The sequence below is a fragment of the Nocardia sp. Marseille-Q1738 genome (assembly GCF_965283145.1).
This window is the reverse complement of sequence record NZ_CBDIMS010000010.1, coordinates 178563-203278: the sequence shown is the minus strand read 5'-3', so window position 1 is coordinate 203278 and position 24716 is coordinate 178563. Positions and strand designations below refer to the sequence as shown.

At 63.1% G+C, this 24716-nt stretch carries 19 protein-coding genes; 17 read left to right on the top strand and 2 right to left on the bottom strand.

The features are described from left to right. Positions 1–183 precede the first annotated feature (183 nt). From ACWPXK_RS28790 to ACWPXK_RS28780, 3 genes are all read left to right on the top strand, one after another. Entirely contained in the window at positions 184–978 is a 795-nt protein-coding gene (locus tag ACWPXK_RS28790; protein ID WP_454199306.1) for a class I SAM-dependent methyltransferase, read from the top strand. Between the two features lie 865 nt (positions 979–1843). Further along, on the top strand, positions 1844–2371 hold the full coding sequence (locus ACWPXK_RS28785) for a transposase family protein (RefSeq protein ID WP_454199305.1): 528 nt from the start codon (positions 1844–1846) through the stop codon (positions 2369–2371). Between the two features lie 98 nt (positions 2372–2469). Further along, on the top strand, positions 2470–2670 hold the full coding sequence (locus ACWPXK_RS28780; RefSeq protein ID WP_454199304.1) for a hypothetical protein: 201 nt from the start codon (positions 2470–2472) through the stop codon (positions 2668–2670). Positions 2671–3051: 381 nt separating this feature from the next. On the opposite strand, the gene ACWPXK_RS28775 is transcribed toward ACWPXK_RS28780, so the two are convergent. Beyond that, positions 3052–3875, bottom strand: a protein-coding gene (locus ACWPXK_RS28775) for an IS5 family transposase (RefSeq protein ID WP_454199285.1) whose coding sequence is annotated in 2 segments (ribosomal slippage) — positions 3052–3533 and positions 3533–3875 — 825 coding nt in all. Because the reading frame shifts where the segments join, the coding sequence is not laid out codon by codon here. A 538-nt stretch (positions 3876–4413) separates the two neighbouring features. Here ACWPXK_RS28775 and ACWPXK_RS28770 point away from each other — a divergent pair. The 13 genes from ACWPXK_RS28770 to ACWPXK_RS28710 all read left to right on the top strand — a co-directional run bounded on the left by ACWPXK_RS28770 (position 4414) and on the right by ACWPXK_RS28710 (position 23363). Next, positions 4414–4863 carry a limonene-1,2-epoxide hydrolase family protein gene (locus ACWPXK_RS28770; protein ID WP_454199303.1) on the top strand — a complete coding sequence of 150 codons (450 nt, stop codon included), beginning with the start codon at positions 4414–4416 and terminating at the stop codon, positions 4861–4863. A 128-nt stretch (positions 4864–4991) separates the two neighbouring features. Next, positions 4992–11381 carry a type I polyketide synthase gene (locus tag ACWPXK_RS28765; protein ID WP_454199302.1) on the top strand — a complete coding sequence of 2130 codons (6390 nt, stop codon included), beginning with the start codon at positions 4992–4994 and terminating at the stop codon, positions 11379–11381. Positions 11382–11398: 17 nt separating this feature from the next. Next, on the top strand, positions 11399–11629 hold the full coding sequence (locus ACWPXK_RS28760; RefSeq protein ID WP_454199301.1) for a hypothetical protein: 231 nt from the start codon (positions 11399–11401) through the stop codon (positions 11627–11629). After that, a complete protein-coding gene (locus ACWPXK_RS28755) occupies positions 11626–12165 on the top strand; it encodes a hypothetical protein (RefSeq protein ID WP_454199300.1) in 540 nt (179 codons plus the stop codon). Before ACWPXK_RS28760 ends, ACWPXK_RS28755 begins: the two co-directional genes overlap by 4 nt. Further along, on the top strand, positions 12166–12636 hold the full coding sequence (locus tag ACWPXK_RS28750) for a hypothetical protein (protein WP_454199299.1): 471 nt from the start codon (positions 12166–12168) through the stop codon (positions 12634–12636). 30 nt (positions 12637–12666) lie between these two features. Then, positions 12667–13521, top strand: a complete 855-nt coding sequence (locus ACWPXK_RS28745; protein WP_454199298.1) for an NRDE family protein — start codon at positions 12667–12669, stop codon at positions 13519–13521. Next, positions 13518–15185 (top strand): long-chain-fatty-acid--CoA ligase, encoded by a 1668-nt coding sequence (locus ACWPXK_RS28740; RefSeq protein ID WP_454199297.1) that lies wholly within the window; start codon positions 13518–13520, stop codon positions 15183–15185. Before ACWPXK_RS28745 ends, ACWPXK_RS28740 begins: the two co-directional genes overlap by 4 nt. Next, positions 15182–16105 (top strand): metallophosphoesterase family protein, encoded by a 924-nt coding sequence (locus tag ACWPXK_RS28735; RefSeq protein WP_454199296.1) that lies wholly within the window; start codon positions 15182–15184, stop codon positions 16103–16105. Before ACWPXK_RS28740 ends, ACWPXK_RS28735 begins: the two co-directional genes overlap by 4 nt. Beyond that, the gene (locus ACWPXK_RS28730; protein WP_454199295.1) at positions 16102–18654 is read left to right on the top strand and encodes an FtsX-like permease family protein; all 2553 of its coding nucleotides are present in this window, start codon (positions 16102–16104) and stop codon (positions 18652–18654) included. Before ACWPXK_RS28735 ends, ACWPXK_RS28730 begins: the two co-directional genes overlap by 4 nt. Positions 18655–18668: 14 nt before the next feature. Continuing rightward, complete coding sequence (locus tag ACWPXK_RS28725; protein WP_454199294.1) at positions 18669–19337, top strand: ABC transporter ATP-binding protein; 669 nt, start codon at positions 18669–18671, stop codon at positions 19335–19337. 38 nt (positions 19338–19375) lie between these two features. Next, a complete protein-coding gene (locus ACWPXK_RS28720) occupies positions 19376–20761 on the top strand; it encodes a cytochrome P450 (protein ID WP_454199293.1) in 1386 nt (461 codons plus the stop codon). Beyond that, positions 20758–22326: a flavin-containing monooxygenase gene (locus ACWPXK_RS28715; RefSeq protein WP_454199292.1), complete on the top strand. Its 1569-nt coding sequence runs from the start codon at positions 20758–20760 to the stop codon at positions 22324–22326. The genes ACWPXK_RS28720 and ACWPXK_RS28715 overlap by 4 nt, the downstream gene beginning before the upstream one ends. Next, positions 22323–23363 carry a TIGR03617 family F420-dependent LLM class oxidoreductase gene (locus ACWPXK_RS28710; protein ID WP_454199291.1) on the top strand — a complete coding sequence of 347 codons (1041 nt, stop codon included), beginning with the start codon at positions 22323–22325 and terminating at the stop codon, positions 23361–23363. The genes ACWPXK_RS28715 and ACWPXK_RS28710 overlap by 4 nt, the downstream gene beginning before the upstream one ends. A gap of 151 nt (positions 23364–23514) precedes the next feature. On the opposite strand, the gene ACWPXK_RS28705 is transcribed toward ACWPXK_RS28710, so the two are convergent. Next, positions 23515–23718 carry a hypothetical protein gene (locus ACWPXK_RS28705; RefSeq protein ID WP_454199290.1) on the bottom strand — a complete coding sequence of 68 codons (204 nt, stop codon included), beginning with the start codon at positions 23716–23718 and terminating at the stop codon, positions 23515–23517. Between the two features lie 51 nt (positions 23719–23769). Between ACWPXK_RS28705 and ACWPXK_RS28700 the strand changes: the two genes are divergently transcribed. Next, positions 23770–24600, top strand: a complete 831-nt coding sequence (locus ACWPXK_RS28700; protein ID WP_454199289.1) for a hypothetical protein — start codon at positions 23770–23772, stop codon at positions 24598–24600. Positions 24601–24716: the final 116 nt, after the last annotated feature.

Sequence of the window (24716 nt, the reverse complement as noted above, 5' to 3'; positions counted from 1 at the left end):
CGACGCGGCAGAGGGTCAAACAGCTCCCTGGTTGCAAGTAGTTGCGGGCCGCGTTGCGTGAACCCAGCGTCGACGGTCGCAAGCGGGTGCTGGTGACGTGGTCGTCGTCGCGAGCGAATCGTCAACCTCTGGATTTCGCGATTCTGCGGGAGATGCCGCCACCGTACGTTACGATCTTGGCCCGTGGTAGACAATCGGATTGAATGTGACACGCTGAGTGGGGTTTCCGAAACAACCTTGTGGACCCTGCATAATCGTGCAAGTGAGGCCAAGCGATCCGACGGTGTCATCCATGATCCGATGGCGGTGAAGCTGTTCCAATCGATCGAGTACGATTATCTGAAGTTCGGCCCACCGACGATGTATCACCCCTTACGGGCGGTGGCATTCGACAATCAGGTGCGTTCATATCTGTCCGAGCATCCGCGAGCGGCGGTCGTGGCGATAGCGGAAGGGTTGCAGACCAGTTTCTGGCGGGTGGACAACGGCGAATTGACGTGGTATTCGATAGATTTGCCACCCGTCATCGACTTGCGTGACAACCTGCTTCCCCGGAACGAACGCATCGTTCCGATTGCGATGTCCGGGTTCGATCCAGGTTGGATGGACATGGTCGATGCGACGGACGGTATATTCATCACCGTCGAGGGCCTCTTCATGTATCTGGAGCCCGAGGAAGTGCTCGGATTGATCGCGGCCTGCGCCAAGCGATTTCCCGGCGGGCGAATGATGTTCGACAATCACCCGCCGTGGGTCAGCCGCCGCACAATGCACGGCCTGCGCCTGTCGAACCGATACATAACACCGCCGATGCCGTTCGCGCTGAGTGCCGAGGAATGTGCGGCGTTGACGTCGATCGATGGCGTCGCCGTATCGCGCGATGTCGACATCCCGCCCGGGCGTGGAATCTGGAGTCTATTCGAAACGGGTAGATCCGGCCACACGAGGCCCTCCATTACCCTGCTGGAATTTGAGTAGGCCCGGCGGTCAGTTGCGCGATTTTGAACGCGTCGGAGTGGACGGTCTGCGATGTTGGTGAACGGGACGGCCAGGTCGGTTGCGAATCGCAGGATCATGTCCTCGTAGCGGGGGAACCGGTTGATCAGGATCCGTGCGGAGGTGGCGAGTTCGCCGGTGTGGCCGCGGCTCTCGTCGGTGCCGTGGCTGAGTGCGCCGAGGAAGTCGTTGCGGGGGGTCGCCAAAGTCTTTGGGGGCCAGGGACTGTTCGCCCGCGCTCGCGGGTGATTGTGGTGGCGTGGCGGGCAGCGAGCAGGATCCCGGTCATGGCCAGGGCTCATTGCTGCCCGTCAGTACGGCGTCGCTGATCGCGCGCAGGTCCCGCAAAGAATTGCGCCCCGCACCAGGCGTGGACGCCAGCCAGGTGTGCGTATCCGGCGTAGCCGTCGCGCACGGGGGTGCCGGTGAACGCGGGCAGCACGCCGCCGGCGTCGATGTCGTCGCTCTCACGGCCTCCACGTGCAGGTGGGCGAGATATTCAGTGCACGCCACGCTTTGAGCTCGGCGTTCTCCGTCCGCCACGCCTCGTCCCGGCCCGCAACACCGGGTTCTCAGTGGCCAGCTGCTCACAGGGCAACGGCGTGGAAAGCCCATGCACCTTGCACGCTAACACCGCTCGATCGAACCGAAAGACCGCGCAGTACACCGGCACCACTTGCGGGCCCGGACCGAAAAACGCCGCCGGACAGCTGAATAGCTACGCCGGACCTGCAGGGCAACGGCGTTCTCGGCTGACCCCTGCTGGCCTGCACTGACGATACCCAGCGCCACGCGACCCCAGATCTGGGCAGCCACAGGCCCTTTCAGATACCGATGAAGGTTCTCGTTGCCGTCTCGATCCCGGAGTGCCCGTGCCCGCAGCAACACTGCCGCCCATCTCGGTTCCCGACACCCTCGAACGCCACCACTTGCCCGCGATGCCGGACGCCTCGACCACCCCGATCTCGGTTTGCTGGAGGTTTTCGCCTCGGTTCCCGACCCCTGCGATCCCCGTGGATTGCTCTACCCGATGCCGCTGCTGTTGGCCATCGCGATCCTGGCCGCCGTCGGCATGCGCGGGTTCACCGGCTACGCCAACTGGGCGCGCACCACACCCGCGGATCTGCTCGCCGACCTCGGCCTGACCAAGAAATACCGGCCCAGCGACAAGTCCTACCGGCAGGTACTCGCGTTGATCGACCCCCGCCGACCTCGACCGGCTCCTCGGCGGCTACGTGACCACCATCGCGCTGACCGCCACCGACTCACCGCTGGTCGCGGTCGCCATCGACGGCGAAACCCTGCGCTGGCACGCCGCGTGGGCGCGGCTGCCGCGCACCTGGTGTCCGCGTTCATCCACCACAGCAGCCTTTGATCGCTCAACTCGCCGTCGCGGGCAAAACCAACGAGATACCCACAGTCCGATCACTTCTCACATCGGTGTGAGCAGCTGTCCGCGCGTGCGAAGTGAAGGTGAAACTGCTGATCACCTTCGACGCGATGTACACCCAAACCGGCACCGCCGGCTTGATTCGACGCTACCTCGGCTGGCGCTACCTGCTGGTTTGCAAGGAAAATCAGCCGAAAACCCTGGCACGGCTGCTCGCGCTGCCTGTTCACACACCTGTCGTGGCCGAAGACTCCAGGGACAGACCCCGTCACTGCCCCATCTAGACCCGAACATTTCAAATACTCACCACACCAACCGAAATCGGGTTCCCTACGCCTGCCAAGCCATCCGTGTCGTGCGGGCCCGCCTGGTCGTGGCGACCGGCGAACGGTCCCGCGAGCTCGTCTACGCGATCTGCTTGGCACTGTTCGAACTCGCCAAGCTCCACCAGATGGCTCAGTGGCGAAATCTTCGGGGGATCTAGAGTTTGGGTGCACCATGTCCGTGATGTGACCTTCGACGAGGACCGGTCTGCAGTCAGAAAGGGAACCACCCCGCAGCTCATGGCAACATTGCGCAACTCAGCACTGAACCTGCACCGGCTCGACGGGGCCACCATCGCCGGCTCCAGAAATCCGCAGCTCACAAGCCGCTTAGACCGTGTCTCATGTCGCTGGACTCGCTTTCGCGAGGTTCTTGTAGCAGGTGAGTGCGGCGGCGAGGGTGAGGAAGGCGAGGAAGTGCGTGGCTTTGCGGTCGTATCGCATGTTGAGCCGGTGGTAGCCGGTCAGCCACGAAATCGTCCGCTCGATCACCCACCGGTGGCGGCCGAGGCGGTCGCTGGGCTCGATGCCCTTGCGGGCGATGCGGACGCCGATGTCGCGGTGGCGCACCCATCGGCGCAGTTCGGCGGTGTCGTACGCCTTGTCAGCGTGCAATTTTGCGGACTTGCATCGACGCGGCCCGCGTCGCGACCGCACCGCCGGGACCGCCTTGACCAGCGGTCGCAGCGCCTCGGCGTCGTTGGTGTTGGCAGCCGAAATGGCCACGGCCAGTGGCAGGCAGGCGCGGTCGGAGAGCACGTGCATCTTCGAGCCGGATTTACCCCGGTCGACCGGGCTGGGCCCGGTCATAGATCCCCCTTTTTCGCTCGCACCGACGCCGCGTCGATAACCGCACGCGACCAGTCGATCAAGCCATCGCTGCCCGGCTCGTCGAGCACCGCGCGATGTAGGTGCCGCCACAGACCGGCCTCGGTCCACACGGTGAACCGGCGGTGCGCGGTGGGCACGGTGACCCCGAACGATGGCGGCAACATCCGCCACGCACAGCCGCTGGTCAGCACGAACACCACCGCGGTGAACACCGCACGCTCGTCTGTCGGCGCGGTACCGCCACCCTGCGGACGCGGGGTGAACCTGGGCAGCAACGGCTCGACCAACGCCCACAGCTCATCTGGCACCAGCCGCTGCGACAACTCATCGACCACGGCTGAACATCATGCGGCACAAGCGATTCCGACACACCGCAAACGAACTACAACGACGTGAGACACCGTCTTAACGAGAACGCCGCCACCCTGGCCCGACCTGGATCCCCGCCTGAGTTGACCACAGGCACTTCGGTTGTTATGTTGACCACATACACTACGGAGTGTTTGGGGGATCACATGCAGTTCGATTGTTAGCGTCATAACGACGCCTGCGGGAGATCATCCCAAGACAGATCCACAAGGGGGCACGAGCGTTTGCTGATCGGAAAATCGCAGGGTTATCGGCAACCGGAAACCGGACATCCCGGCGCGCTTTTTGCCAGGATCCACACTGTCAGCGGCACAACGGATTCCATGGATTCCGGCCAAGAACGCGCCGGAACAACGGGGGCGGACCATCACGTCATGACGACATCCTCAGCATTGACTAGTTGAAGAAATAGCGACTCCCTCTAATTCGATCCAGATCTGCGGAGGCGATCGACGCTGGGCTTCTCGCAATGTTTGTTGGTTTTCAGTTCAAGGAGTTATCTGTATGGAGCCGGGCGGGATTGTTTCCGCTATGCTTGAGAACTGGTCCTCTCCGGATCGGAAGTCGACCGCATTAGCCTCTCACTTCGCGGAGGATGCGACGTACAAGCCAGCACCGGGTCTGGCGCCAATTGTAGGACGATTCGCAATTCAGCGGTTCACCGGAGTTGCGCTGGCGAGCTTCGACAAGGTCGAGATCGAGGTTCTTCATCAGACCGTCGATGGCATGACGGTGATGAATGAACGTATGGATACCCTGCGCCGGGGTCATCGTGTAATAAATGTTCCGGCGATGGGTATCTTCGAGATCAAGGGCGGCCTGATAGCCGTCTGGCGAGACTACTCCGACCTGGGTTCGTTCTTCGACGGTATTGATGTCGGCTCACAGCAGTCGAATCCGCGGCCGCGCCGATTCGGCCTGCTGAGGAGGTCGGCGCAGCCCGATATCCGCTGACTCGACGGTGACAACGAGAAGGTGAGCCGGAAAACTTCTCGAACATCTGTATCCGGAGTTGCTCACTGATTTCCGGCGGGGGGCTGCCCTCGGGTGAGATTTGCGCATTTTATGATTGGGGATTGACTATGATGCGACGCGACAGTTGCGATGATATCGCAATCGTAGGTGTAAGCTGCCGACTTCCGGGTGGCATAGATTCTGCGGAAAGCCTATGGGATTTCGTTGCAGCGGGTAGTCATGTATCGAGCGATTTTCCGCCGGACCGGCCACTGCCCGACCTGATCGGATTCGCGGTACCCGAGGGTGCGGAATCGTTCGCCCCGAAGGGCGGATTCATCGAGGATCCGGGGATGTTCGATGCCGAGTTCTTCGGTATCAGTCCGCGTGAGGCCAAGGCCATGGATCCGCAGCAACGGATCGCACTAGAGCTGTGCTGGAACTCACTCGAAAACGCGAGCCTGAATCCGCAACAGTTGCGCGGATCGCGTACCGGTGTGTACATCGGGGCCATGGCGGGCGACTATGCCTACCTGGCTGTCGGGCGGCAGGACCTGGACCCCGGATATATCGCCACGGGATCGGCGCAGAGTGTGCTCTCCGGCCGGGTTTCGTACCTGTTCGGGTTCGAAGGGCCGTCGATGACGATCGACACCGCATGCTCATCCTCTCTCGTCTCGGTCCACGTCGCCTCGCAGGCGCTGCGCTCGGGAGAATGCTCGCTGGCGCTGGCGGGCGGTGTAACCATCATGTCCACCCTCGCCAGCTTCTTCGCCCTCGGCCAGCACGGAGCGGTCTCGCGGGACGGTCGCAGCAAGGCATACTCCTGCGACGCGGACGGATTCTGTGTTGCGGAAGGCGGTGCCGTTCTCGTTCTTGAGCGGCTGTCCGATGCGCTGGAGAACCGCCATCGGATTCTCGGAATCCTGCGTGGATCCGCGGTCAACCAGGACGGTGCGTCGAACGGGCTCACCGCGCCCAGCGCTACCGCCCAGCGCAAGGTCATCGATGCCGCACTCATGAGTGCCGGCCTGACCGCGGCCGAGGTCGATGTCGTCGAAGGGCACGGAACCGGCACTCCGGTGGGAGATCCGCTCGAGCTGGAAGCGTTGTTCGCTTCCTATGGCCAGGAACGGCCCGAGAATTCGCCCCTGCTGCTGGGTTCGCTCAAGTCGAACCTCGGGCACACCCAGGCGGCCGCTGGCGTGGCGGGCATCATCAAGATGATTGAGGCGATGCGGCGCGGCATCGTGCCGGCCAGCCTGCATGTGACCGAGCCGACCTCGAGCGTCGACTGGTCGGCCGGTGCTGTCGAGGTGGTCACCGAATCACGCCAGTGGCCGGGCAATGCGCGGCCGCGGCGGTGCGGTGTTTCCTCGTTTGGTATCGGCGGAACCAATGCGCATGTGATTCTCGAACAAGCACCGCCGGTGGCCACGGACACCGGCGCCGTGCCGCCGAAAACGCCGGACGACGCGATCTGGGTAGTGTCCGGCCGGACGGCGGCCGCACGCTCGCGGCGAGCCGCGAACCTGCTCGCTCATCTGAAAGACCATCCGGAACTCGGTATTCACGAGGTGGCGTACACACTCGCCACCGCACGCGCCACCTTCGACTTCCGGGCCGCGGTGGTCGGTGCCGATCCGGCCGAGATGCTGGACGGTCTGGCGAAGATTGCCGACAACCAGCCGTACCGCTCGATCCGCGGGATTGCCATGGATCACAAGGTGGTCTTTGTATTCCCCGGCCAGGGCAGCCATTATCTCGGGATGGGCGCGCGGCTCATGGCCGAATCGCGCGTTTTCGCCGAACATATTCGCGCCTGCGACGCCGCGCTCGGGGAATTCGTCGACTGGTCGCTGGTCGACACTATATCGGCGGCCCCGGGCGGCGCGGACATCAATCGCTCGGATGTCGTCCAGCCACTGGTGTTCGCCATCATGACCGGACTGGCAACCCTGTGGCAATCGGTTGGGGTGCAACCCGATGCCGTGATCGGACATTCGCAGGGCGAGGTAGCCGCTGCATGCGTTGCCGGTGCGCTGTCACTGCGCGACGCGACGCGCATCATCGCATTGCGGAGCCGCATCGTGAACAAGCTGTCCGGCACGGGCGCGATGGCTTCGGTGAATGCGTCCGCCGACGCCGTCGAGGAGCTGCTTGCCGGACTGGACGATATCGGGATCGCCGCCGTCAACGCGGCACGTACGACAGTGGTGTCGGGTGCTCCCGCCGCCGTAGATGCGCTGTCCGCACGGTGCCAGGACGCCGGCATTCGATTTCGCATGATCGAAGTGGACTACGCCAGCCATTCCAGCCACTTTGATTCTTTTCGGGCGGAGCTGGAAACCGCCGTAGCGGGGATCACGCCCCGAGAAACCGATATCAAGATCTTCTCCACGGTTTCCGGTGACACCATTTCGCCGCTCGACCTCGATGCCGAATACTGGTTCCGTAACGTGCGCGAAACCGTGCTGTTCAGTGACGCGGTGGAGAGCGCCTACCTTTCCGGTTACAGCGCGTTCCTCGAGATGCGCCTGCATCCGGTATTGACCGCAGCGATGCACGAGGCGTTCGAGGATATGGGTGCGGACACTGATCTCGTGTTCGCCACCGGTACCGCGACACGCGAAGACGATGGCATGCACGGGTTCCTGACTGCGGTGGCCAATGCCTACGTCCGGGGTGTCGTGCCTGACTGGGCGAAGTTGTACGGCGATACCGCGATGTCCGCAGTTGAGCTGCCGGGATATGCGTTCGAACGAGAGGTGTACTGGCTCGCCAGCGGGGGCAAGATACACGGCGGAAGTCCTTCCGCGTACGGGCTGGCCGATCCGGATCATCCGCTGCTGAGCGCGATCAGCGAGGTTCCCGGCACCGATCAGCGACTTTTCAGCACCCGTATCGCATTGTCGGATCACCCCTGGCTGGCCGATCACGCATTGCACGGCAATGTGCTGGTGCCCGGAGCGATGCTGCTGGAAATGGCGCTGCATGCCGGTCATCGTGTGGGCAGCGCTGCCGTCGAGAAGCTGACGATGCACACTCCGATCGTTGTTCCCCAGACCGGCGCCGTGCAAATCCAGCTGCTGGTGGGCGAGTCCGTCAAACAGGGTCAGCGGGCGATCTCCGTCTACTCACGTCCAGAGGCGGAGAAGTCGGCGTCCTCGGCGCCGCTCTACACTTTGCATGCCGACGGACTCCTTTCCTCGAAGGCCGACGGCTCGGCTGACAACTCTGCGATGGAATTCTGGCCGCCTGCGGGCGCCGGCCAGGGGCTCGATATAGCGGAGTACTACCAAGTATTTACTGCGTTGGGCTACCAGTACGGTCCCACATTCCAGGGTATGAAGAATGTGTGGCGGCGCGGCGAGGAAATTCTCGCGGAAATCATGCTGCCCGATTCGGTCGGCGATGCGGACAAATATGGACTGCATCCGGCGCTACTGGATGCCGCCATGCAGACGATGATCGCCGCGGTGGAACTGACGGGTGTCAATGGTGGCTTGGCCCTGCCGTACCGCTGGGAGAATGTGTCTCTGTTCGCGGTGGGTGCCCGGGCGCTGCGTGTCCGGATGACCCCGGGCGGTCCGGGTCGTATGCGCTGGCTGCTATGCGACAACAACGGACGCACCGTGGCCACCGGAGCATTGGTGGTCCGCGCGTTCGCCTCCAGGAAGCTCGTCGAGCAGCACATGTCCGATTCGGGCGAGTCGCTGTTCCGGATGGACTGGACGCGTCTTTCAGTGGCGCCGGTGCGGCATACCACTGGAACCTGGGCGGTGATCGGCGGGGAGGCCGCGGCGGATACGCTCGCCAAGCGGCACGCAATTCCCGTCTACACCGATATCGAGGCTCTTCGAACCACGCTGGAACAGGGAGGGCCGGCTCCGTCCGCCGCGATCTGGCCGGTCGGCGCTTGCGTTGCGGCCACCGTCCGCGACCGCCTGGTGGCGGTGTTGCGGCAGCTGCAGGAATGGCTCGCGACGGAAGCGCTCGCGAACACGAAGCTGATCTTGCTGACATCGGGTACACACGCATTCGGAAATACGAGGGTAGAAGTCGACCCGGCCGGTGCCGCGATCTGGGGTCTGGTCCGCAGCGCGCAGTCGGAGAACCCCGGCCGAATTGTCCAGATCGATGCCGACGCTACGCCGTCCCTCGATATGATTGCCGCCGCTGTCCAGTCCGACGAACCGGAACTGGTCATTCGTGATGGACAATTCCACGGCCGCCGGATCCTGGCCGACGTCGCCGACAGCGTGCGGTCCGGACAGCGTTTGATGTCACCGTGGTCGCTGCGGATTCCCTCGACCGGAAACCTAGACGACGCGGCGATCGTGGAGGACCACAGTGAGCGCGACGGGGCGCTGACACCCGGGTCCGTCGTCGTTGACCTGCGCGCAGCCGGAATTACGTTCCCAATGGTGCTGGCCGGACTCGATCGGTCCGAGGGGATGTTCTCTCGGGTACTGCATGAGGCCGCCGGAGTTGTCCGGGCGGTGGCGCCCGATGTCACCAGTCTTGTGGTCGGCGACCATGTTTTCGGCCTGTTCGAAGATATCCGTTCGACCGCGACCACCGACCATAGGCTGTTGGCCAAGAAGCCGGTGTCGTTGTCGTTCGCCGAGGCGGCAACAGCGCCGATATCGTTCCTGACCGCGGCCTACGCCCTGCGTGCCGCCGAACCCACAGTTGGCGAAACGATCCTGGTGCACTGCGCTGCCGGCGGCGTGGGTATGGCCGCCGTCCAACTCGCTCGCCGGCTCGGCCTGACGATATTGGCCACCGCGAGCCCGCAGAAGTGGCAGACCCTGCGCGATATGGGCATCGGCGCGGACCGTATCGCTTCGTCCCGGTCACACGAGTTCGCGCAGCAGCTCGATCGAGGGCACGCAGGTATAGACATCGTCTTGAACATGCTGCCAGCGGAATTCACGCAGGATTCGCTAGAGCTGTTGAGCGCGCAGGGCCGGTTCATCGAGATCGGGCGTGCCCAGGTTCTCGATCCGAGCGCAGTCACCCGGGACGGGCGCACTATCGAGTACACCAGCTTCGAACTCGGCCTGCTCGACCCCGCCGACATCCAGGATTTGCTGTCGGAATTGTCGGCGGCATTCGACGCGGGCGAGCTCGCCGCGCTCCCGCTGAAATGCTTCGACATTCGCCAGGCCGGGACCGCCCTGCGTTACTGCGCCGAACCGTATCGTGTCGGAAAGGTCGCGTTGACATGGCCCAGAGCCTTCGATCCGGAGCAGACTGTCCTGATCACTGGCGGAACTGGTGCGATCGGCAAATTGGTCGCAACGCATCTGGTCAAACGGTACGGCGCACGACACCTCGTGATAACCAGCCGCAGTGGTGCCGCTGCGCCGGATGTGGCCGCGTTCGCCGAGGAAATGACCGCCGTGGGCGTCGAGATCACCATCGAGGCCTGCGATGTCACCGACAGGTCGGCGCTGGAATCGGTACTCGGGAGGATTCCCGATCAGCACCGGCTGGGAGCGGTCATCCATCTCGCGGCGGCGCTCGCGGATGCGACGATTCCCAGTCTGACCCCTGGCCATATCGATGCGGTGCTGCCGCCCAAGGCATTCGGTGCGGACCACCTGCATGAACTGACCACGGGCAGCGATCTGTCCATGTTCGTCCTGTTCTCGTCTGCAGCGGGCAGTTTCGGGGCACCCGGTCAGGCGAACTATGCGGCCGCGAATACCTACGTCGATGCCCTCGCGCAGCGCCGCTATCACCGTGGACTCCCGGCGACATCAATGGCATGGGGGTGGTGGGCCGAAGTATCCGGGAATACCAGTGCACTCGACGAACAAGACCGGTCCCGCCTGACGCGTCTCGGCATCGTGCCGATGACATCGGCGGCCGCGATGCGGATGTTCGACTCGGCGATCGAGACTGGCTTGCCGTATCTGGTCCCCATCGGGATGAACCTGGGCCTGCTGCGCGCCGCCGCAGCGGTTACCGAGCTGCCACCGCTATTCCGGTCACTACTGAATTTGCGGCCCCGCGCCACCCAGCACGTCAACGGGCCCGGGGACCTGGCGAAGCGGCTGGCGGGACTAACTCCCGAACAGCAGCATGTGACGCTGGTCGATCTCCTGATGCCGGCGGTGTCGATGGTTCTCGGGTACTCGTCGGCCAGCGAAATGACGCCCGATCACGAGTTGCTCGAAATGGGCATCGATTCGCTGAGTTCTATCGAATTGGGTACTCATCTGCGGGCGATCACCGGATTGAAGCTGTCGAACTCGGTGATCTTCGAGTATCCGACCGTCAATCTTCTGGCGCGGCACATTCTGGCTCAGTTGGCACCCAGTGATATCGAGCTCGCTGAGCCGCTGGTGGCGCAGATCGAAGCGCTCGTCAGCAGGCTGGCCGCCATACATGGCGAAGCTCCGCTACCGCCCGAGGTGATTGATCGGTTGAGTGTGTCGCTCGGCGCTATTCGTATCGGGGAGTTGGAGGAAATTGCAAGGAACGCGACCGAAACAGTGGGCTCCTGAAAAGAAGGGTGGTTTACGTGTTGGAGACAATCAACAAAAAGACCGAGCTCGAGGGGATTTTGGGTATCGATCTTCCAGCTATCAGAAAGCTCCCGGCGGAGCGCCGAGCGGATTTTGTGGAGTTGTTGAATTCAGCCTTGGATAGAGAGCGCTCCATGGCCCGCGTTGATCTCGATGAAAAGCTCGCGAAGCGTTCTCGGATCATGCGGTACGCTGTCGGCATATTTGTCCTGGGGAGACGGCGATGAACGATGCACATATTCGCCATGAGCTGGAAGAAATCGCTCATGTAATGCAGGTTCCGGTCGAATCTCTGGAATATCTTTCCGGGCTGGATGTCGACGACCTCCACGTCTTCCGTAAGGCAGTCGTCGCATATTTGCACGAGCGGTACTCGGCCGACTATCGGCGCCTCGGAATAGCGGTCCGCTTCCTCCCGAAGCGTATGGCTACGCGCATGGGCATCGAGTACCTGCCACCTCGCATCATGGGGAGATCTGCCGGGGTAGCGTTCAAGCGGCGCCCGGGGCGCATTATGTCCAAGATGAGCAGCCTGCCGCCCGCGACTATCGCCGAGGCGGCCCCGTTCATGGACCCACGGACACTCGGGAATGTTGCGCTGGTGATTCCGACGGAATCTCGCCAGCTGGTGAACGGGATCATGGACGAGCTCATTCGCCGTGACGATCTGGGTACCCTGGACCGCGTGCTGCTCTATATCGGCGCCGAGCAGGAGCGCGCCGATATCGTCGAGGCCTCGGCGGACGGAGAGGGTGGCAAATAGTTGTCGGCGATCGAGGTATCCCGCACGTTCCCGGTATCGGGTGCGCGGTTGTACGCGGCAATCTGTGACATTCGGTCGTGGGGAGAATGGTTCACGCTGCACGGTGAGTTCGTGGGCGAGCCGCCGAGCAAACTATTCACGAATTCGCGCTACTCACAGGTGATAACGGTCATGGGTATGGCCTTCACCCTGGAATTCGTTGTCGCGGAATTTCGGCCGCCACTCGCGGTTGTCGTAGTCGGGCGTGGCCCTGGGGGGTTGACATGCCGATTCGTATTTGACGCCAAGCGTGCCGACGGGGGGCGCAGCACGATCTTGTCCCTCGCTGGCGAATTCGAGACGCCGATGATGAAGGATAATGCCGAGCTGGAGAAGGTCTTGATCGACAGCTGTACACGGCAGCTGACCATTTCACTTGAGCGGTTGCAGGCGGTGGCGGAGTCGCGCGCCGTGAGCAGATCCGCATCGTGAACACCGAAAGGCTAGGAGGTAGATCGCGCAATGTGCTTGGTATTGGTCGGCTGGCAGGCACACGCGGAATACCCTCTGATCGTCGCAGCCAATCGGGATGAGTACTACTGGCGGCGGTCGACCGCGCTGGTGAGCTGGCCCGAGGTGCCTGGACTGATGGCCGGTCGTGATCTGGAGTCGGGTACGGACGCTGCGGGAGTGTGGATCGGAGTGCGACATTGGGGTGCACGTCCGAGGTTCGCGGCAGTGACGAATCTGTTGGGATTCGAGTCTTCCGGCTCGCCCGCTCGGTCTCGCGGCGAACTGCCTCGCAACTTCCTCGCCGACAAGAGTCAGCCACCCGGGGAATATGCGAACCGGGCTCGGTGCGCCGGGCATGGAAGCTATAACGGATTCAGTTTGCTGGTGTCGGACCTGAAGGAACTGTGGTGGTGCAGTTCAGTTGGGGCAGTGGATGCCCAGCCCGTACCACCGGGGTTTCACGGGGTTGCCAACGATGAGCGACTGCATTCGCTGGCGAACACCGCGGGTGATCCGGTTCCCGAAACGCTGATGTCGATAAAGACCAAGCGCGCACTGACGGCATTCCACGAGGTGGTATCGGCCGATGCGACCGATGTCGATCGGTATTTCGAGGTGCTCGCCGACCGTTCCCGGCCAGCGGGAAACCAGGGTACGGCCGGCGCGACGCTCCCCGGACTGCAGCGTATGGCGTCGGCGAATTTCATCGCCACTAGTTTGTACGGCACGCGCAGCAGCACCGTGATCATGGTACATGAAAGCGGTTCGTGCACGGTGACAGAACGCACGTTCGGCCGCAATGGGAAGCCGATCGGTACAACGACATTGGATGGCCGGGTTGGCTCGAACGAGAGAACAAAATGAGTAGATTCACCGAGTCGATCGTGCAGGCCGCGTGCAGCCGAAAAGGTATTCGCGTACGTACACCCGACGGCGGGACATCCAGCTGTGGTTGGGCCGAGATTCGGGATCGTGCCGACGCGCTGGCCGGGGGCCTGGCTGCCGACGGCGTGCGGGCCGGCGATCGGATCGCCGTGCTGGTCGGCGATCCCGCCCAGGTGGCGCCCCTGTTGCAGGCGGTCTGGCTGAGTGGGGCCGCGGTGACCTTGCTGCAGCAACCCACATTCAGGACCGATTCGGACGCCTGGCTGCACGGTACGGATCGCATGCTCCGCATGTTGTCGCCGCGACTATGTGTCGTCGGTGAGCCGTTTCTCGGCGTGGTGCCAGCGCTCAACGACCTCGGTGTGCCGACGGTCGCGATGGGCGAACTGGTGTCCGGCCGCTCGATCCGACCGGCGGAGTGCGCGGAGGACGACCTGGCCGTGCTCCAGCTGAGTTCCGGCTCCACGGGCACTCCGAAAGCGGTGGCGGTGAGCCACGGTGCGGTGTATTCGCATTGGTCCGCACTGACCCGGAGTTGTGCCTTCGATGCGGAGACCGACACATTTGTCAGTTGGCTTCCACTGTTTCACGACCTCGGACTCTTCGGTTTCATGGCCGGTCCGATGCAATCGGGCATCGACGTAGTGTGTACTTCACCCGATCAGTTCGCAGCCGCTCCCGCTATCTGGCCAGAATTGCTCACCGAGGTCGGCGGAACGGTTACTGCGGCACCCAATTTCGCATACTCGATACTGGCGCGGACGCTGGCGGCGGCACCGCCGGGAACCTACGATCTGTCGCGACTTCGCCTCGCCGTCAATGGCGGCGAACCTATCGATCCGCGCACGATACGACACCTGATCGACGCCGGTTCCCGGTCGAGGTTGTCACCGGCAGCGGTCGTCGGCGGATACGGGATGGCCGAGGCAACCCTGGGCGTTGCGGGTATCCAGCCGGGGGCGGCGGTCCAGACGGAGAGCGTCGATGCCGATCAGCTCGAAAAGGGCCGGGCAGCGCTGGCTCCGCCCCTGGGGGACTGCCGCCGCCAGGAACTGGTGGTGCTGGGACGGCCGGTTCCCGGCGTCGGAGTGCGGGTGGTGGACGAACGTGGCGGGCGGATCCCCACCTGTGCGGTCGGGGAAATACAGATACGGGGCAGCTCTGTGACGCGGCAATATCGTACGGTGGATGGCTGGCAAATGGCGTGCGACGAATCTGGGTGGTTGAATACCGGCGACCTCGGATACCTCACCGACAGCGGCGAAGTGGTCCTGTGCGGGCGCAAGAAAGACACCATAATCATCGCGGGCCGCAACCTTTTCCCATCGAATATCGAGTGGTCGGCCGACCGAGTATCCGGCGTGCGCGCGGGCAACTCGGTTGCGGTCGGACTCACGGTCGACGGCCGCGAACAATATTCCATGATCGTCGAATCCAAATTGTTCGAAAATGATGCCGAGGTGGAGAGAATTCGCGCCGAGGTTTCCCGGCGAGTGTTCGACGATGTGGGAATCGGGCCCAGGTGCGTGCTGGTCGTAGCACCTGGACAGCTCCCCAAGACGTCGTCGGGCAAGATCCGGCGGCAGGCCGCAGTGTCAATGTTCCGCGCGGCACTGGTCGAATCCGGAGGCGAGTCACTGTGACAGGCGCATTACTGGCGGTTTCGGACCTCCACCTCGGTCATTCGGGTAACCGCGCCGTCGTCGAGGAGATCGAACCCACATCGCCCGATGACTGGCTGATCGTGGCGGGGGATGTGGGCGAGAAGATCCGGGATATTCGATGGGCGTTGTCGCACTTGCGCAGCCGCTTCGAGCGGGTGATCTGGGTTCCGGGAAACCACGAATTATGGACCGTGGCAAACGATGACGTGCAACTCCGCGGTGAGAGCCGCTACCAGTACCTGGTCGAGATGTGCCGCGATATCGACGTGGTGACACCGGAGGACGAATATCCGATCTGGCCGGGTTGCCTGGAGGATCACGATTGCGAAGCCCGGCCGATGATGGTCGCGCCCTTGTTCACGCTGTACGACTACTCGTTCCTGCCGCGCGGGGCGAAGGATCGTGCCGAAGGTCTGGCGGCCGCCGAACGCGCCAACGCGGTGGCCACGGACGAGCATCTCCTGAAGACCGAGCCGTACCGTGACGCGGCGGATTGGTGCGACGCGCGTATCGACTACACGGGCCGGCGATTGGCGGCAGTCCGGCCAGACATGCCATTGATCCTGGTCAACCATTTTCCGCTGCGGCGCGAGCCCACGCGGGTATTGCTGCGGTCGGAATTCGCCCTGTGGTGCGGTACGGAGCGGACCGCCTGCTGGCACCGCGAGTACAACGTGGCGTGTGTTGTCTATGGTCACCTGCACATCAGGCGAACGGACTACTTCGACGGGGTCCGGTTCGAGGAGGTTTCCCTCGGCTATCCCCGCGAGTGGAAATATGCCGGACCTCCCGATCCGCTGCTCACACAGATAATTCCGCGCCCACACGAAGGCGTGACGCGCGGCGGCCGTGGTCGCGCTGTGCGACTTCGCACTCGCCGGGAAGGATCGAGGCCATGAATCACAGTGAACGAGGAGTTCATGGACGTCGGGGAGTGAACCTGTCGCTGCTGGCTCGTGCCGACCGGCTGAGGGTATTCAGCCTGCGGGAGCTCTGGGTCCGTCCGGGCCGAACCGCTGCACTGGTGACGGTCATGGCGATCGCGACCACGTTCCTCGTCGCGATGATCGGCATCTCGGGGTCGGTTACCGGCACCGTTCGCCAGGTCGCCGAAGCTGTGGCCGGCGATGCCGACCTAGAGATATCGGGAATCACGAATTCCGGATTCGACCAGGACCTCCACAAGACAATCGCCGCGGTGCCGGGGGTCCGCGTCGCCGCACCACTGGTACGTACGCAAGCGAACACCTCGGTCGGCAAGGTGATGGTGGTCGGTGCCGATCTATCCGGGTACAAACTGGAAAGCCCGCTGATGACGGCGGCGCAGGGACAGCTCAGCGCGCTGATCGGTACCCCCGGCGGTGTACTTGTCGGCCCTGCGGTGGCTCGGGACCCGGGATCGAAGATCCAGCTGGGAGACCGTACCGTCACCGTGGCAGGGGTGCTGAACGGTAAGGCTGCGACCCGCGTCAATCAGGGCTATTTCGTTCTGGCGCCACTGGCCGTTGCCCAGCAGGTGTCCGGGCAGGGCGAGCGCCTGGACTCCGTGCTGGTCGCGCTCGAGCCGGGAGCGGACCTGGAATCGATACGCGCCGACCTCACTACCGCGGTGGCCGGGCGCGCAGTGGTCGGAGATTCCCTGCAGCGGGCGGCTCAGCACGGTCCGGGTATCCAAATCCTGCAATACCTGACGCTGATGAGTGCCGCCGTGGCATTCGTGGTCGCGGCATTCCTAATCTACACGGTGATGGCGATTTCCATTAGCCAGCGGCGGCCGACCCTGTCCGTGCTGCGTGCTGTAGGCGGTCAGCCGGAAAGCCTGATCGTCGACCTTCTCGGGGAATCGGCCGCGCTGGGTCTGCTCGGCGGCGCGGTGGGATCGGCGGTGGGCGTGGGTATCGGCCGGGTGGCGGTATCCAGCGTTCCGACGGCGTTCGTGCAGTCAACGAACTTGCGGTTGGAATACGCGCTGCCCTGGTATGCGGTGCCGCTCGCGGTCGCCGTTTCGATCGCGATGACTGTTGCCGCGGCGGCAGTCGCGGCTGTCCAGATCTATCGGGTCTCGCCGCTCGAGGCTCTCGTCCCTGCTGAGGTGGCGCAGAGTGGCGGACATCCGCGCTGGCTGCGGAGCGTGGCATTCGCCGTGTGTATCGGCCTGCTCGGTGCGGTAGCCGGTATCCATATATCGGAATCGTCGCTGCCGTTTCTCTCGGCGTTGACGATCGTCTTGTTCTTCGCCGCTGGCGTAACGCTCTGCGCCGCATTGCAGCCGCAGCTCGTGGCGGTGACGGCGGCATTGTGCCGGACGTGGGGAGGAAGCGGCCGGCTCGCCGCTGCGGCCGTTGAACGTTCGTCGATCCGGGTGTGGGCGACGCTGATGACCGTGGTCATCGCCGTCGGAATGGCAGTGACGATCACGGGTGCGAACCGAGATACAGTCACGGCGGCAACCAAGGCGTTGTCCTCCTACGCCGATACGACGTTGTTCATATCGACGAATCCACCCGACGAACTCCCCGTTGGCGCTGCGCTACCACAGGACTTGGCGGCGCAGGTCGAGCAACTGCCTGGGGTGGTGCGGGTCGTCCAGGTCCAGATCGCGTTCGCGAGTCTGGATGGGACCAAGATTGCCCTGAACGGTGTGTCGGAGGGATCGTCGAATCCGATTTACCGGGCCATCGGCAGCGACGCTGTCCGATCGGACCTGCTGGCGGGTCGCGGTGTGGTGCTGTCGAAGAGTCTCGGTAAATCCCTCGGCGTCGGTGCTGGGGATACGGTGAACCTGCAGACCCCCCATGGTGTGCGGGCCGTTCGGGTACTAGACCTTGTCGCTCACCTGTCGCCGGTCAACGACATTGTCGGAATGAGCCTCGAGCAACTGCACACGCTGTTCGAGCTACCGGGCGCGACCCTGCTGGAGATCTACGCGCATCCGGGTACGGACGTGGATACGCTCCGCCGTTCGGTACGCGAGCTAAAGCCACCCGGCACGTATGATTTCACCGGCCCAGAGGAGATGGAGCTGGGGGTCGAAAGCACCCTACGGCAGATCACCGCCGTCGCCAATGCGATGTGGATAATCGTGGTCCTGATCGCGGCCCTGGCGCTCTTGAACACCTTGACCATGTCGGTGCTGCAGCGCCGCCGCGAACACGGCGTACTGCGCGCGATCGGCGCCACGCCCTACCAGATCGTGCGGATGATCGTCATCGAGACGGTGTCCATCGGAGTGGTGGGCGGACTTGTCGGGTTGCTGCTGGGCCTTGCCGGGCAGTACCTCTACGATTTGGCGTCGCCCTCGATTCTGAATTTCTCCGTCGCGTATCGGCCGGATATCGATTCCTTGGTATTCGCGGTTGTCGCCGCCATATTGTGCGTCGTCGGTTGCATATCTCCTGCGATACGTGCAGGGAACGTCAACATCTTGCAAGCGATCAACACCGATTAGAAGGGAGGGAAACGATGATTGAATTCGAGAACGTCGGCAAGCACTACAAGGTCGGCAACTACCAGGTCAACGCGGTGCAGGACGTTTCATTGAAGATAACCGCCGGTGAGTTCGTCGCTATCGTCGGCCCATCGGGCTCGGGCAAGAGCACCCTACTGCACCTCGCGGGCGCGCTCGAATCCCCCGATCAGGGGACGGTCAGGTTCGAGTCGCGCGATATCGGTGCCCTGAACAGCCGACAGAGGTCCACCTTCCGGCGCCACCAAGTGGGCTTCGTGTTCCAGTTTTTCAACCTGGTTCCGACGATGTCGGCCTGGGAGAACGTCGCCGTTCCCAGGCTGCTCGACGGGCAGAGTCTGCGGTCTGCCAAGGTGAAGGCCCTGGAACTGCTCGAACGCGTCGGACTGGCCGAGCGGGCAAATCATCGACCCGCCGAACTGTCGGGTGGTCAGCGGCAGCGGGTGGCGATCGCGCGGGCACTGGTCATGGATCCCCCCCTCATCCTTGCCGACGAACCGACCGGCAATCTGGATACCGCGACGGGCGCCGCGGTGCTGGAGTTGCTATCGAGTTTCCCGGCCTCGGCCGAACGTCGGCAGGCAGTGGTGATGGTTACTCATGACCTCACCGCGGCGGCGATGGCATACAGGGTGATCACGATGCAGGACGGCACGCTCCTATGACCGATCGCCGGACAGCGGGAACGCCGGCCCAGTGCCCGATGAGGCACGGTGCCCGGAAGATTCCACCCACCGCGCAGGGCGTGCCGTGGCTCGGTGTCGCGCACCGGATCTCGATGAACAAGTTCGAATTCGCTGGGCAATTCGCCGAAAGGTACGGCGATGTGGTGCGCCTGCCGACGCCCCGCAAGCGGCATGTCTACCTCATCAGCAGCCCCGAGCTCGTGGCGGACGTATTCGTCCACAACGCCCGGAGTCGCTGCAAGGGGGTGATGCTGAACGCTGCGCTGCAACCGGTCCCGGGTACCCCGTTCCCGGTGATGGAGGGCGATGAGTGGCGGAAGATGCGCAGGCTGGTCACGCCGTTCTTCAGTGTGCCCGGGCTCAAGGCCATCCTGCCGGCGGTGGACGAGATTCTCGAAACGCATGTCGATCGGCTCGAGCAATACGCGGACCGCCCGGATCCGGTCGACGTGACAGAGCTGCTCGAGTTGACATCGTTCGACGTCATGATGCGCACGGTGCTCAATCTGGACCTGAGCCCCAAACGTTCCCGGCGCATCGTCAGATACTGGCGCTACGCCTCCGAGGGTGCCGCTATCAGGTGGGCATGGTTTTGGTTGCCGATGCCGTTGCGGTTCCTGTGGTCCGCACGCAAAGATATTCCAGCCAGTCCGCTGGTATTCGAGACGTATCGACTGGTCAGGGAGAAGCGGTCATCGTTCGTCGAGGGCAAAGACCTGTTCAGCGCGATGCGCGACGCGGAATTTGACGACGGCACCACGTGGAGCGAACGGCAGTTGTTCGCAGAGATGTTTAATTACGTGTTCGCCGGTTTCGAAACGACAGCCGCCGCAATGGCATGGACCCTGGGCATGCTCACCAAACACCCGGAGGCGATGGCCGCGGTGCAACGCGAGGCGGCGTCGCTCGGCCGTGCACCCACGCATGCGGACCTGGACCGTTTTCCGTATATTCGGGCGTGCTGGGACGAGGCGCAGAGGATTCAGGGCCTGCCGTACTATTCGCGTGATTCCAGGGAGGACCAGGTGCTGGGCGGGTACTTCATCCCGTCGGGCTCCGTGCTGCTGTCCAGTCCCTACGCGATGCAGAACGACTCCCGGTTCTGGTCCGAGCCCGAGCTGTTCCAGCCCGAACGCTGGCTCGACAACACGTACGAGCGCAATGCGTACCTACCCGTCGGGGTCGGTGAACGCAGGTGTATCGGGGCCCATATGGCGAATGTCGAAGGGGTGCTGTATCTCGCGAAGATCCTGCGCCGATTCGACTTCTCCACCGATTCGGAATGGATCCCCCGTCGGCACTTCCGCATGGCGACCGCGCTGCGGGGTGGTCTGCCTATTAGGATCCGCCGCCGTGCGCTGCAAGATCAATCGCCATCGGAGAATATGGGGGGCGAGCTGTGATTTCGAAGGAATGGTCGGCGGCAGGAACACCCGACGTCGAGATCGCGATTGTAGGCGCTGGCCTGGCCGGTGTGGGTATTTCGGTAGCTTTGCAGCGCGCGGGACTGACCGACTTCCAGATACTCGATCGTGAGTCCGACTTCGGCGGTACCTGGCATGTTAATCGATATCCGGATGTCGGCGCCGACATCCCGGGCTTCGTGTATCAGTTCTCGTTCGCAAAGTTCGGGTGGTCGCGGTTCTTCCCCAAAGGGGAGGAGATCAGGACGTATATCGCGACGCTCGTCGAAAGATACGACCTGCGTGCGCACGCGCGACTGAATACCGATGTGCTGACCAGGACGTGGGATGAAGACGTTCACCTGTGGCGCCTGGAACTCGGCGATGGTAGCGTGCTGACCAGTCGCTTCCTGATCTCCGCCGACGGTATGTTCATCGAGCCGAAAACTCCGGATTTCGCGGGAATGGACGGATTCGCGGGAGATGTCATTCACTCGCAGGGCTGGGTGGCCGATTACGATTTCGGTGACAAGCGTGTAGGTGTGATCGGAACCGGTGCGTCCGCGGTGCAACTGGTCCCCGAGGTCGCGGCCGCGGCTGGCCACCTGACCGTATTTCAGCGCCGGGGCGTGTGGGTCTTCCCGAAGCCGGACTTCCGCATTCCGGCAGGAATGCGCTGGCTGCTGCAACGTTCACCACAGCTGTACGGTATGCTATACAGCTTGCTCAATTGGGTGGGGGGAAATTTCCTGGGCTGGCTGGCAGGTCACGGCGTGCGGCTCGAACGGTTCATGTCGATCCCCCAAGCCCTCGTCAGGGCATTCATCTGGACGCAGGTGCGTGACGCCGAGGTCCGGCGAAAGCTTCTACCGGGATACGCCATCATGTGTAAGCGGCCAACGATCTCTAACCGCTACTATGCGACCTTCGCCAAGGACAATGTCAAGCTAGTCACCGAGGCGATCGAGAGCATGGACGCCACAGGCATCGTGACCGCGGACGGCGCCCACCATGCGATCGACACGCTGGTGCTGGCGACGGGATTCGAGATGGCGGCCAGTTCCACGGGACGGCGATCCCGGCCGGTGCGCGGGCGTGGGGGGTTCGACCTCGCCGACCATTATGCGAACGACTCCGCCGGTGCGGAGTTCGAAGGTTTGCTGCTCCCGGAACTGCCGAACAGTTTCATCGTCTGCGGCCGGTACAGTTGGTCGGGGCTGTCGCATATTTCCATTATCGAACGTGCGGCCATACTGATCGTGCGGCTGATCAATGAGGCCGGACAGAACGGTGCCAGTTCATTCAACGTGACACCCGAGGCGGCCGGCCGATTCAGCGCAGAGATGTTTGCGGGGCAGCATGGGTCTTTCGCCCATGTGGAAGGTTGCCGAGGGTCGCAAACCTACTTCCTCGACGAGCATGGCGTGTCCTCGGTCTATCGCCCCACCTCGATGACGAACGCGATGCGGCAGGCTCGAAACCCCTCGATGAGTGACTTCGAATTTCGAACACTGGATACGAACGCGACTCCCACAGCCGGTTCGAGGGCCGAGGCGAACCAGTGAAACTCGATCTGGTACTCAAGGGCGAACCGGGGGATTGGGATCGTGCTGCCGAAGCCGAGGAATCTGGGTACGACGGTATTTGGGTTCCCGAAGTGACGCGCGACCCGTTCCCGATGCTGGCATTGATGGGCGATCGCACCCGTGACATTGCAGTCGGGTCCTCGGTCGCGGTGGCGTTCGCACGCAACCCCATGTCGATGGCGATCTCGGCGAACGACCTGCAGCTCTACACGAATGGCCGCTTTCATCTGGGTATCGGTTCACAGGTCAAGACGCATATCACCGAGCGCTTCGCCATGCCGTGGTCGAAGCCGTCGGCCCGGATGCGGGAGTACATTGCCGCGATCAGGACTATTTGGCGCAGCTGGGAGACGGGCACACCCCTGGAGTTCCACGGGGAGTTTTACACCCATACCGAGTTGCCCTCGTTCTTCAATCCGGGACCCAATCCGTACGGTAACCCGCCGATCCTGCTGGGCGGGGTCGGCCCGAGAATGGTCGAGGTCGCGGGTGAGGTCGCGGACGGACTCGTGGTCCATGGTTTCACCACCGAGCGGTATCTGCGGGAAGTGACGCTGCCGGCCATGCGTAAGGGACGGGCGGCCAGGTCGAAGCCGGGGCTCGACGACTTCCAGATCTGCGGGTTCCCGTTCGTCGTGACCGGTGAGAACGTATTCCAGGAATTTGTGGCCAAGGCGGCGGTCCGCGCGCAGATCGCGTTCTACGCCTCGACGCCCGCGTATCGTCCGGTCCTGGAACTCCATGGCTGGGGGACTGTCGGTGACGAACTCCATAATCTGTCGAAGCAGCTGAAGAAGGGTGAGTACTGGCAGGGTGTGGCCGCGATGTCCACCCTCATCACCGATGAGATGCTCGACGAGTTCGCCGTTGTTGCGCCACCCGATCTAGTCGCAGAAAAATTACTGAAAAGGTATGGCGATATTTTCACGCGAGCGGCAGTGTATGCACCGTACGCCCTGCCGAACGGATTCTGGAGTCCGATCGTTCGCGAATTGCAATGCGCCGACGCCGGTTGAACCGCTAGTGAGATCAGGGGGGCTTTGAACGCCGGTATCCGCGACGACGAGAGTTTTACTGAGCGGGTCCTCCTTGTGGCAACGACTGTCGGAACCGATCCGGTCCGTCGTCGTGCCATCGGAAGATATCGATGCCGATGACATCGACGCCTTAGATCATGTCGGCGACCGCCTCGCGGAGAAACTTCTCGAGTCGGTCGCGGCAGCGGGGCTGAAGGGTGCCGACGATGTCGAGGCGCTCCATATTCTGCGGGCACGGGGTGACGCCGCGGCGGAGAACTTTTGGACGGCGATCAATCATGTTCCGTCGTTCTTCGACTTCGATCGAATGCGGCCGGTGGGCAGATTCGTACACCGGAACTCTTTCGCCGGTCTCTATTTCGCCGCGGTGCTTTACCTTTCGCGTATGCGGATCCCAACGGCGCAGGTCTTCGAATTCGGACGCGCCGCATCCGCCCTGGGGAATCAGGTCAAGCGCTTCGGGGAAACGCTGCGTGCGGTCGAGTCCGTCAACGACACGCAGGAGTTGCGTCCGGGCGGACGTTCCTGGGAGCACTGGGTGCGAGTCCCGCTGATCCATACCCGGGTGCGCAACGGAATCTCCCGGGTGGGTACATGGGACAACAGTTACGGCATCTTGGTCAGTGCCCGGCGAATCGCCGGTGGGTCGTACGTTTTCGCGATGTTCGTGCAGCAGATCTACGTGGGTCTCGGTGCGCCGGCCAGTGCGGATGAGGTCGAGGCGATCACCAGGGCCTGGCAATGGGTCACATATCTGCTGGGTGGGCGGCTGGACCTGATCCCGGCGGATTTCACCAAGCAACAAGTGGTCGATCGGATGCTGATCGATCGGTCGATCGAGTTGCGGGAGTCCGGTCCGGCGGGTGCGCGGCTCACCCATGAATGGTTCGAATCCTGCGCACGGCAAGGCGTCCTCGGCGTACCCGTGCCCGTCTGGTTCGTCCATGCCCTGGGGCGGCGGGCGATTCTGACCGGTCTGACGGAGCACCCGGAGTTCGCCGCCACCATTCTGGAGTGCTCGAATATCCGTCTGCGCGTACTGCCCGATAGTTTTGTCCGACTCGTCGGTTTTCTGAAGTTCATACTCGCGCAATTCACCCGAATAGGTCCGATTGGAAAGAGTTTCGAACGTGTCGGCGCGGCGATCACGGCCAACCTCATCGAACAACTGCAATCGGGCCGACGGATCACACTACGAGTTCGGTCACATTCGTAGTCTCCGGTGAGGTGGAATCGAGCTGCCTTGGGCAGAATCGTGGACCGCCCCGCGTTTGGATGAGACCCAACTTTCAGTTTCCTACGCCGCTGCGGTGTCCCGTGAGCTCCCGCCGC